Below are 10,344 nucleotides of genomic sequence, written 5' to 3' on the forward strand. Positions count from 1 at the left end.
AAGAAAAGCGCAAGGCGCCCTCTCATCACCGATATGCAAATGTTCTGGCCGTTAAAAAGTGCCTTTTACTTTTTATGCGGACAGGTTATTTGACACGAGGTGATGGCGCATGGAGCTAGCCGCTGTTTTGACAAGTTATCCACATTAGGAAATTTTATAATTTCCTAAACAACGAAAAAACTCCACGATTAACTCGTGAAGTTATTTTTAATAATTTATGACGCCATTCATGTTTTGTAAGCCATGTTCTGTACCTTTGTACTGCAAACGGGTGTCAAGCCTCGTACTAAGGTAGTAATCATCTGTCTACAGACAAAAGTCTGTTCCCCATTCCGTTCAATTCCTTCCCGGGGATGCCCCTACCTAATTTTGGGTTTCTCGCTCGTGGGGTTTACCTCGTTCCACTCTTTCTATTTCTAGAAAGACTACGTCACTGTGGCACTTTCAAGGTATTCACACCATATGCATCTATAAGATACACGTAGGTGTTTTCCCTGCCGTTAATCCAGTCGAAACCAAACTACCCTAGCTTATGACTTCGCTAGGCACGAACACTACAGTCATCTCAGACTGTGCGAGCATGGACTTTCCTCTACAGCTTTAAAAAAGCTGCAGCGATTACTCAAACATTAAATGGTTGTCTTAAAGCGACAAGATTCATTGTAACATACAAAAATCACTGTGATCAAGAACTAAATTTTTCCATCGATATGCGTATTGCTCTTTTTGCTAATTGGTCTGCTTCTTTGTTTTGCTTACTTGGAATCCATTTTACAAAAACAAAATCAAAATTTTCTCTTATCAGCTGAAGTGATTGATCAAGTAAAGTTCGGAATCGTTCCTTCTTTACATATTCTTTGTCAACTGCATCTGCAAGAATTTGAGAATCAGTTCGAATCGATAGAATTTTAAACTCATGTTCCTTACATACCAATAGTGCTTCAATTAGAGCATGAAACTCAGCTTCATGATTAGACATTGTTGGAAGAGGAATAGACTTCCTAATTAACTGCCCTTGATTGTTTATAAATACACCGGCACCAGATGGACCAGGATCACCAGCACTTCCACCATCAATATATACTTCTATCAATGTCACTGCTCCTTTAAAATGAAAATCATTGCTCTGACTAATTTAGTATGTTTAACAAAAAAATCTGTTAAAACAATGGGTAGGATAACTAAAATACTTTCTTAAGGTTATTTATTCGTTCTTTTACTCATAAAGTTTACTTCCGAAAACATGTTTTTCTAAATTAGACAGTCTTCTTAAAATATCGTAATTTGTATTACCTGACTGTTGTTGTGCAGGCTGCTGACGTTTTGTATGTTCACTTAACGTGACTGCTTCCTTCTTTAATCTTTCTACTTCCTTTTCAAGCCAATCAATTCGATTTTGAAATGCATCATAATCTTTAATAATTTGATCTAAAAATTGATCTACCTCTTCTTGGCTATAACCGCGAAGACCCGTTTTAAAATCTTTCTCTAATATATCTTTTTGCGTTAATCGGGAAATTCTTTTTTGAGTCATCTATGCTCACCTCTATTAATCGATCATTTCTTCTATTTTTTCAAAAAGCTATGGCATTGTCAATTCCAATTATTATTATTGATAGATTCTCTTATTACTTCCTCAATTTCATCAGGTGTTAAATATATAATTGGATAGTCCATGGCATCACCCTTTTTCTTTGCATATGTTAAATAGTATGTAGGTGACCCCTCTGTATATTCATCAAAAAGGACAAGAAATGCATCGCTTTTTTCTATAATAAATTGATTTTTTTGACGAAGCTGCATTGGATTATCATATTTTCGTTTTGTTATGTAATCTTTATAATCACTTTTTTCCCATATTGAACGATACAGCTCTTTAACTGGATCACTCCACCTTTCTTCTTGTTCATAAAATGGTGCTAAAGTTGATAGTTTAAGATGATTATACTCATTTTTAAGCTGGATTGTCGCTTCAGCAGCCCATAACTCTACGCCAGGTTGTCCACTCGTTATAATCCATTGAATATCATAAGATTCTATTAATTGTTGAAGCTTTTTCTTTATTGCATACTTTAAATATGGAAGATGGTCGTGCTTTTCATTAAAAATACCTAATTCATGTGGCTTATACCCGGAAACAGCTAATACTTTATACAAAGTTCATAACCTCCTTTTCATTTTAACTCACAGAAGTTATGCTCCATGAGCAATATTGACTAACATGAAAGTAGTGAAAGCCAAATAAGATTAAGTATTCATTGGCATAATGAATTGAAAAGGACAAGACGAATCAGCAATAATGCTGATTCGCCTTTCTATCTATACCTTAGTAACGATGTCTAGGTGGGCACATATAGTCCTGACACGTTGTACGGCATACAGTTGATTCTGTATGAGGGAAGTTGTGGAAATACTTCCAGTTATTATTCACAACGTTTGTTGTATGACTTGGGTGAACAACTGGTACTACATGATCAACGTTCATTTGTCTAACATTATGACGAGTAGGTGCCACTCTTGGCGGGTAATATTGTGCTGTTCTAGGTCCAACAGCAGGTGCAACTCCTGGTCCTGCAGGAACTCCTGGTCTTGGGCTAAACATAATGTTGTTTCCTCCTTTATTTTTTATTCAATAACAACCTATGTTCAAAATGCCATTCCCGTACTAGTGTTAGTACCTATTTTTGTCCCTAATTTTTCGATTTATAGTTTATTAGCCTAATTTTGTAACAAAAAATTATTGAAACGCCCAAAAAGTTGTACCGATAACGACAAAAAATAATACGAGAAATAATTTAATCATTACTCTCATCCTTTCGATTATAACATTGATATTAGTTTAAAAATAAATTTACACATTGGCAAGATGTAGATTATTTCCTTTTTTTAAAAAACAAAATTCGTCAAATAGCAATAAATTTCATTCGTTATATAGAAAAAAGGAGGTGAAAAAACTCGAAAAACACGACTTCATGCGCTTGCCTGGGAAATAGGATATGTTTATTCTTTCATTAGTTAGGGAAATAAGGAACAGATGGATACAAAAGGAGGGATTAAATTGCCAAAAGTAACAATACCTAATGTTGATTCATTTGACGTGGAAGAAGGAACAAAGCTTGTATTAGCTTTAGAAGACAACGGAGTAGATGTATTACATCGGTGTGGCGGAAAAGCAAAATGCACTACATGTCGCGTTGAAGTAATTGAAGGTAACTTCGGTCCACTTACAGACATAGAAAAAGATGCATTTAAACGGAAGGGATTAGATGATTCTAGTAGATTGTCATGTCAAGTCCGCGTTCACGAAGATGTAACGGTATTACCTTTGAAAACTGCATCCTCAACAGGTCTAGACCCAGGTCCTCGACCAGAAAAATAAATGAAAGGAGAATGGTTTATACTTACCATTCTCCTTTTTGAAGGGACAAGAATTTATAAGTTTTTTTACTAACGTTGTCTAGCTCCAGGAGCCTCGCCCTTTCTTATCTATCCTTATAGCTTATTCATTAATCTTTCTATCCTTTTTTCTACCCCATTTTTCTGATTAGCATCCTTTGCTGTAAGCCTTGATTTTTTTTTGATTTGATCTAATGCATGACAAGAAAAAGTATAAGCCTCTCTAAAATCCTTCAGTTGATGTTCAGCTATTTTTGCCATTTCAATAAACACTTCTGGTTTTGGAAATGAGCTAATAGATATACATTTTTGAAAATAGTCCATTGCAGAATTTATTTGACCTTCCTTCTTAAGAAGTATTGCTAGTTTATAGTAAGCCTCATCTCGATGATTCCCTGTACTTTCAATAGCCATTTTATAATGTTCTTTTGCATGGTCTATCCATTTTAATTGCTCAAACCAATGTCCTATTTGAATACTTTCTTTAGGTGACAGCTTCATTAATTTTCTATCCATAAATGCTAAACGTTTCGACAGTTGAACATAAAGGGAAACCAATGATCTCACATCTTGATCATTATGATCAATAATTCCTGCTAAGTAGTCTGGTTCCTTTTCTTGAATGTAATCAAAGTATAATAGTGGAGCCATACTTCCAGGCGTATCATTTTTCCTAAAGATAGATAGTTTTTCCTTTTCCACTATAGATAAACGACACGATGGCAGCTCATGCTTCCATAATCGTCTTGCTGCATGCAATAAGTCAATATGTCCAAATTGTGGGAGCTTTGGAACCCTGTTTCTAACAAATGCATGTCTTGATTTTACATGGGGCCAATCAAAAGATTTCCCATTATAGCTAACGAGATAATCCTCTTCATGAAAATCCTCTAGAAAACCGTACATGAAAGGAACTTCATCAGAAGGATCCCCTAAAACATGTTGAATAACCTCGATACCATTATCTATCATTCTGGCATATCCAATGAGAAAAATTGTGTTCCCAACCCCTGTAGAAAGTCCAGTTGTTTCCGTATCAAAAAACATAAGACGATTTAATGGAACCCCTTTACAGGATAATGGATGATCCTTCTCTGTCTTTTGCCACCAATCGTATACATTAACTATCTCTGTCTCTACCTCTTTTTGAAAAGGGTAAAATGTTCGTTTTTGATAAGAGACTTGGTCTTCATAGGCATAAGGAAAGAACCCTAACTGTCTCCATTTTTCCTCTAAAGTTATTTCTTCTGAGGATTTTTGTGGGTTATTTTCAACTAGCCGGTCTTTCTCATTAAGATTGATGGCATTTGATTCCTTTTCAAGCTGAAGATGCCCTTTCATTCGATTTAATTTTGATTTTAATCCCATCTAATTCACTACCTTCTTTAAAACCTTTAACTTAAAACTGAAGTAATTGCATTTAAAACAATTTTTTTCATGGATTCCTTCTCATTAATCGGACTAGTTACTCCAGCAATACCAATACAAGAGGGACATCCATCCTCACAAGGACAACGTCGAATAAAATCCTCTGAATCATTTAATATGTCATTAAACTGTTTAAACACGCTATCACTTAAACCAATTCCACCCGGATAACGATCATACAAAAAGACAGTAGGTTTCTCCGAATGAATCGCTTTTACTTCAGGGACAGCATGTAGATCATTTTTGTCACACATGACTCGTACACAAGCTACATGCTGTAAAACGTGACTCAATCCCATAAGCATTTGCTCTAGCGTTTTTTCTTCCATTTTCAGAAACATTTCAGAAGTAAAAGTTAGAGCAATTCCATTTGTATGGAGTTCTTGTTCTGGTAAATGGATTTGTCCAGACCCTATATTCTCAAAAGTTTCCAGCTTAATTTTTTTAAAAATAGTGGCCATGGCTGTAACCATCATATCTCCATATTGCAAAACACATTCTCTGTACGTTTGCTCTTTGTCGATTTCAAGAACCTTTAATTGTACTGCTAAATTAGCGTCTGTAAAATATTCCACATCCACTTCTCTTACATATGCCTTCTTCTCATCCCAATCTAAATATTCTACTTGAAACTGTGTTCCTTCATGTAAGTAAATGGCTTCATCGTGTAAGAGTGTCAGTGCACTAAACGTATCCATTTCACCAATTACACGATGCTTTTCTACTTGAGATTGGTCAATGATAATAACATTTTCCTGTGCTGCTGAACGCAAGCTTATATTATGGGCTGGAAATGCATCGTTCATCCAATACCATTTATTTCTTTGCTCATGAAGAACTCTTTCCTCTGTTAAATATTCTAGAATTTCTTCTATTTCTGTTCCATCAAAGGTTTCTCCACGTTCAAAGGGCAATTCATACGCTGCACATTTTAAATGATCCACTAGTATTATTAAATTATCTTTGTTTATTCTTGCTGTTTCAGGGGAACCTTCAAAGAAAAATTCTGGATGTTGAAATAAATATTGATCTAGGGGATTTGAATTAGCAACCATAATAACAATGGATTCATCCTTTCGTCTCCCAGCACGCCCTGCTTGTTGCCAGCTCGATGCAATTGAACCAGGGTACCCATTCATGACACATACTTGAAGCTGGCCAATATCTACACCAAGCTCTAACGCATTTGTACTGACTACCCCAACGGTTTCTCCATTTCTTAAGTTTCGTTCAATTTCACGTCGTTGATTTGGTAAGTAACCACCACGGTAGCCACGAATCGATTTTTTGTTTAACTCCCCTTTTACGAGTTCCTGAAGGTGACTAAGTATGATTTCTACACTAACACGACTACGTGAAAAAACGATTGTTTGAATTTTCTCCTTTAAAAACCTTGCCGCAATCTCATTTACCACTTTTGTAGATGGCTTACGAATATTCAATTGTTTATTGACAATTGGAGGATTATATAAAACAAAGTGCTTCTTTCCCTTTGGTGCACCGTTATTATCAATAAGTTTAATGTATCGTTCTCCAGTTAATTCTGAACATAACTCTTTTGGGTTCGCTATCGTTGCTGACGTACAAATAAAAGTAGGGTTACTCCCATAATAACGACAAATTCGTTTTAATCTACGAATAACGTTAGCTACATGGGATCCAAAGACACCTCGATACGTGTGAAGCTCATCAATCACAATCGTTTCTAGGTTTTCAAATAAGGATATCCATTTCGTGTGATGGGGCAATATTGCAGAATGTAGCATATCTGGATTAGTAATAACAATATGTCCCGCTTTTCTAACAACCTGTCTTATATTAGCTGGAGTATCTCCATCGTACGTATAGCTGTTAATATTTACTTCCATATCATCAATAAATTCATTTATTTCACTTTTTTGGTCTTGTGCTAATGCTTTAGTAGGAAAAATATAAAGGGCTCTAGAATTCGATCGATTAAGATGTCGCTGAATGACAGGTAAGTTATAGCAGAATGTTTTTCCAGAAGCTGTTGGAGTTACTGCTACAATATTTTCCCCTTTTAGTACAGCATCGAAAGAACTCGCTTGATGAGTATAAATGCCTTCTATCCCTCTCTTATGTAATGCTTGTTTAATTCTATCGTCCATTAAATTTGGAAAAGGAACGATGGAAGCTTCTTGCTCCTCTATTTCGTGCCAAAATGTTATATGTTTGTCATTCCTTAACTCTTCAATTAGCTGTTGCAATGGTTTTTTTCCAAACATGTCATCTCCTCCACATTACACATTATACCGAATATACGTTTGCTTTACAAAGGCATTTAAGGAGTTTCATAGATCTCTATTTTAGTTTACATAACATATTTTATGTAAATAAACTGTTTGCATCTCAATCAATTATTGTTGCTGTAATAATTTCTAATATGTGGCACAATAGTCAGTAATAGAAAATAAGGAGGTATTTTATATGTCAGAAGAAGTGTTAAAGTATTTAAAAGAAAATCAAGACAACTTGCTAGAAAAATTATCTCAATTTTTAACAATACGTAGTATAAGTACCGATTCCGTACATATAGAAGATATAGCACAAGCAGCAAATTTTGTCGTAGACTATTTAAAAGACATTGGCTTTCAATCCGTTCAATTGCATGAAACAACAGGTCACCCTATTGTATACGGAGAGTGGCTAGGAGCAGAAAATGGACCGACGGTGTTGTTATACGGTCACTATGATGTACAGCCAGCAGATCCCATAGAGTTATGGGATAGTGAACCCTTCACTCCTGAAATTCGAAATGAACGTATTTACGCAAGAGGATCGAGTGATGATAAAGGACAAGTATTTATGCATTTAGCAGTTTTTGAAGCATATATGAAAACAATCAAGGAACTACCAATAAATGTAAAGATATGTGTTGAAGGGGAAGAAGAGATTGGAAGTTCAAATTTATATGAGGTTCTTAAAGAAAAAAAAGAACTATATAATGCTGATTTTGTCGTCATCTCTGATTCAGGAATGGTTGAATCGGGTCAACCTACAATACTTTATGGATTAAAGGGCTTTACGGGCTTAGAAGTGTCTGTCACAGGTCCAAATCGAGATTTACATTCAGGATTATATGGTGGCGCTGCGAAAAACCCTGCCATGGCCCTGAGTCATATGATTGCTTCTTTAAAAAACAATGATGAAGTAGTTACTGTCCCAGGCTTTTACGACAACGCAGAAGAGCTTTCTGCAGAGGAACGTCAGTTAATGAATGAATCTCCAGGTGAAGATTACACAAAAACAATTGGGATTATTGAGGAAACACCGGAAAAGGGCTTTACTGCAAAAGAGCATACGATGGCAAGACCAACGCTAGAAATTAATGGGTTTTATAGTGGCTATTCAGGAGAAGGTATTAAAACCATTATCCCTTCTACTGCAACAGCTAAAATTTCCTGTCGCCTAGTACCTGGCCAAGATCCAGATCGTGTACAAAAGCTCATAGCAACTCACCTGGAAAAGGTTGCACCTGTAGGAGTTAACGTAAAAGTAAACCGCTTTCCATTGTCTGGGAAGGCGTATAAAATGGATCCAAATCACCCACTTTTAAAAATAGCAGCAAAGAGCTTATATAATGGCTTCGGAAAAGAAGCTGTATTTGTTCGATTAGGTGGATCTATACCAGTAGTTGAAATGATTGATCGTATTTTTAAAATACCAGTTATTCTACTAGGTTTCGGAACACCGGAAGATAATCTACATTCGCCTAATGAAAGCTTCCCTTTAGAAAGCTTTTATAAAGGAATGAAGGTACTCGTTTCTTATTGGGATGAAGTGGCAAAATATAATTCCTAAGTAAATGGGATTTGGTGCAGCGAATGAATAAAGAAATTTAATGACAAAGGGGGAAACAACGTGATTAAAGAACCGTTTTCATTAGATAACGAACATTACCTCCTTCTTGATGGGTGGAATGATCTCATTGGTGATGAAAGAATCATTGCTGGCTTTACAACCAAAAATGGTGGAGATAGTAATTCTTCTTTTTCAACTTTTAATTTAGGACTACATGTAAATGACGATGAAAAAGCTGTTGCTCGTAATCGAAATAAATTAGCCAACCTTCTTTCATACCCTACTTCTCAATGGGCCTGTGCCGAACAAGTTCATGATAACAAAATCGTAAAAGTTACAAAAGAACTTGTTGGAAAAGGAGTGTACGACTATTCTAATAGCATTAAAGGAACAGATGGCTTATATACGGCAGAGTCAAATTTGTTATTAACATTATGTTATGCTGATTGTGTTCCCCTTTACTTTTTTGAGAAAAAACACCAATTAGTTGGAGGAGCTCATGCTGGCTGGAAAGGAACAGTAAAAAATATTGCAGGTGAAATGGTGAGAACTTGGGTAGAGGTTGAAGGTGCAAATCCAAATGATATTATGGCAGCTATAGGTCCCTCCATCGGTCCATGTTGCTATGTTGTAGATGATTACGTGATTAATTTTGTACATGATGCATTAGAGAATACTGATACTCTTCCATACAAGGTTATTTCTAAAGGGCAATATGCACTAGATTTAAAAAAATTAAATATGCTGTTGATGATTCAATCAGGAATTTCTAGGCAAAATATTGTCATATCTAACCATTGTACTAGCTGTGAAGATAACATCTTCTTCTCTCACAGACGAGATAAAGGAAATACAGGTCGTATGATGAGTTTTATTGGAAAAAAAGGGGGATAACCCCTTTTTTTATATAATTGAAATTTTTTAGCTCATGTATTTTTGCATATTTACAGTTAAAACTATTATTAAAAGGAGGAAAGATATGAAGAATACAGATAACCATTCAACAGATAAAGACCTTGTAACGGTAACTCCACAACAATCTATTGAAGAAGTAACAAAATTAATGAAAGAACACGACATTGGTGCAATTCCAGTAATAGAAAATGGACAAATATCCAGTATTGTTACCATTGCCTTAACTAAAAGCCAAGAATTGGACGAATAAGGATGAATAACAATCATCAATCATTAACACGGTTTCGTAACCTCTAACAATAACGAAAATAACAATCAAAATATGTTTATACTCGTCTATCGACCTATAAATTACTTAAATAAAAAATAGCTCAGTTCAAAGCTGAGCTATTTTTTAAAATTTGATAATTTCTTCCTATTCTAATGCATCTAACTTCACAATAAACAAGATTAAGCAACTGGTTCATTAAAAATTGTCATGATACCTAAAACTATCAAGATAATTTGAAAAACAAGTCCAACTATACTTAAAATTAAACCTGAGTTTGCAATCCCTCTTCCACTCTCAAGTGTTTTCTCTATTTCCTTCTTTGCCTGAACCTCCACACGAATGAATTCGGTGGGTTCTAAGGTACTTAAAGGCACTTCCTCTAAAACTATGGTATCTGTTTTAGAGACTAATGCTGTTCCCCTAAACTTTCATGGACAACGCTTGTCCTATTGGACTACGTTACCGTCCTGTCGGCTCGGTTCAAAACCTTATTGTTAATGAATTGTTTATAG

11 protein-coding genes and 1 other RNA gene are annotated in these 10,344 nt (G+C 35.3%); 4 read left to right on the top strand and 8 right to left on the bottom strand.

From position 1 onward, the window contains the following. Positions 1 to 232: 232 nt before the first annotated feature. From rnpB to QA612_RS13420, 5 genes are all read right to left on the bottom strand, one after another. Positions 233 to 630: RNase P RNA component class B (gene rnpB, locus QA612_RS13400), an RNA gene on the bottom strand. 55 nt (positions 631 to 685) lie between these two features. Beyond that, on the bottom strand, positions 686 to 1,093 hold the full coding sequence (locus tag QA612_RS13405) for a reverse transcriptase-like protein (RefSeq protein ID WP_278284323.1): 408 nt from the start codon (positions 1,091 to 1,093) through the stop codon (positions 686 to 688). Between the two features lie 123 nt (positions 1,094 to 1,216). Then, positions 1,217 to 1,534: a cell division regulator GpsB gene (gene gpsB / locus QA612_RS13410; protein WP_278284324.1), complete on the bottom strand. Its 318-nt coding sequence runs from the start codon at positions 1,532 to 1,534 to the stop codon at positions 1,217 to 1,219. 59 nt (positions 1,535 to 1,593) lie between these two features. Further along, positions 1,594 to 2,157 carry an SLOG family protein gene (locus QA612_RS13415; protein ID WP_278284325.1) on the bottom strand — a complete coding sequence of 188 codons (564 nt, stop codon included), beginning with the start codon at positions 2,155 to 2,157 and terminating at the stop codon, positions 1,594 to 1,596. Positions 2,158 to 2,326: 169 nt separating this feature from the next. Then, on the bottom strand, positions 2,327 to 2,602 hold the full coding sequence (locus tag QA612_RS13420; RefSeq protein ID WP_278284326.1) for a CotD family spore coat protein: 276 nt from the start codon (positions 2,600 to 2,602) through the stop codon (positions 2,327 to 2,329). A 456-nt stretch (positions 2,603 to 3,058) separates the two neighbouring features. Here QA612_RS13420 and QA612_RS13425 point away from each other — a divergent pair, with 456 nt between their 5' ends. After that, positions 3,059 to 3,379, top strand: a complete 321-nt coding sequence (locus QA612_RS13425) for a 2Fe-2S iron-sulfur cluster-binding protein (RefSeq protein WP_278284327.1) — start codon at positions 3,059 to 3,061, stop codon at positions 3,377 to 3,379. 113 nt (positions 3,380 to 3,492) lie between these two features. Here QA612_RS13425 and QA612_RS13430 read toward each other — a convergent pair whose 3' ends face one another. Continuing rightward, complete coding sequence (locus QA612_RS13430; RefSeq protein WP_278284328.1) at positions 3,493 to 4,764, bottom strand: ribonuclease H-like domain-containing protein; 1,272 nt, start codon at positions 4,762 to 4,764, stop codon at positions 3,493 to 3,495. 26 nt (positions 4,765 to 4,790) lie between these two features. Beyond that, positions 4,791 to 7,070: a DEAD/DEAH box helicase gene (locus tag QA612_RS13435; protein WP_278284329.1), complete on the bottom strand. Its 2,280-nt coding sequence runs from the start codon at positions 7,068 to 7,070 to the stop codon at positions 4,791 to 4,793. Positions 7,071 to 7,272: 202 nt separating this feature from the next. Here QA612_RS13435 and QA612_RS13440 point away from each other — a divergent pair, with 202 nt between their 5' ends. From QA612_RS13440 to QA612_RS13450, 3 genes are all read left to right on the top strand, one after another. Continuing rightward, positions 7,273 to 8,646: a dipeptidase gene (locus tag QA612_RS13440; protein WP_278284330.1), complete on the top strand. Its 1,374-nt coding sequence runs from the start codon at positions 7,273 to 7,275 to the stop codon at positions 8,644 to 8,646. A gap of 63 nt (positions 8,647 to 8,709) precedes the next feature. Further along, positions 8,710 to 9,540, top strand: a complete 831-nt coding sequence (pgeF, locus tag QA612_RS13445; RefSeq protein WP_481804442.1) for a peptidoglycan editing factor PgeF — start codon at positions 8,710 to 8,712, stop codon at positions 9,538 to 9,540. An 85-nt stretch (positions 9,541 to 9,625) separates the two neighbouring features. Then, positions 9,626 to 9,811 carry a CBS domain-containing protein gene (locus QA612_RS13450; RefSeq protein ID WP_278284334.1) on the top strand — a complete coding sequence of 62 codons (186 nt, stop codon included), beginning with the start codon at positions 9,626 to 9,628 and terminating at the stop codon, positions 9,809 to 9,811. A 200-nt stretch (positions 9,812 to 10,011) separates the two neighbouring features. On the opposite strand, the gene QA612_RS13455 is transcribed toward QA612_RS13450, so the two are convergent. Next, entirely contained in the window at positions 10,012 to 10,206 is a 195-nt protein-coding gene (locus tag QA612_RS13455; protein ID WP_278284335.1) for a hypothetical protein, read from the bottom strand. Between the last annotated feature and the right edge of the window lie 138 nt (positions 10,207 to 10,344).

Origin of the sequence: Evansella sp. AB-P1, assembly GCF_029688925.1 — a bacterium.
In the GTDB taxonomy this organism is placed as follows: domain Bacteria; phylum Bacillota; class Bacilli; order Bacillales; family Salisediminibacteriaceae; genus Evansella.

What these genes read in the sequence shown, in the direction of transcription:
- gpsB (WP_278284324.1), bottom strand. Translation starts at nt 1,534, where the DNA reads ATGACTCAAAAAAGAATTTCCCGATTAACGCAAAAAGATATATTAGAG.
- QA612_RS13420 (WP_278284326.1), bottom strand. Translation starts at nt 2,602, where the DNA reads ATGTTTAGCCCAAGACCAGGAGTTCCTGCAGGACCAGGAGTTGCACCT.
- QA612_RS13430 (WP_278284328.1), bottom strand. Translation starts at nt 4,764, where the DNA reads ATGGGATTAAAATCAAAATTAAATCGAATGAAAGGGCATCTTCAGCTT.
- QA612_RS13435 (WP_278284329.1), bottom strand. Translation starts at nt 7,070, where the DNA reads ATGTTTGGAAAAAAACCATTGCAACAGCTAATTGAAGAGTTAAGGAAT.
- QA612_RS13440 (WP_278284330.1), top strand. Translation starts at nt 7,273, where the DNA reads ATGTCAGAAGAAGTGTTAAAGTATTTAAAAGAAAATCAAGACAACTTG.
- QA612_RS13450 (WP_278284334.1), top strand. Translation starts at nt 9,626, where the DNA reads ATGAAGAATACAGATAACCATTCAACAGATAAAGACCTTGTAACGGTA.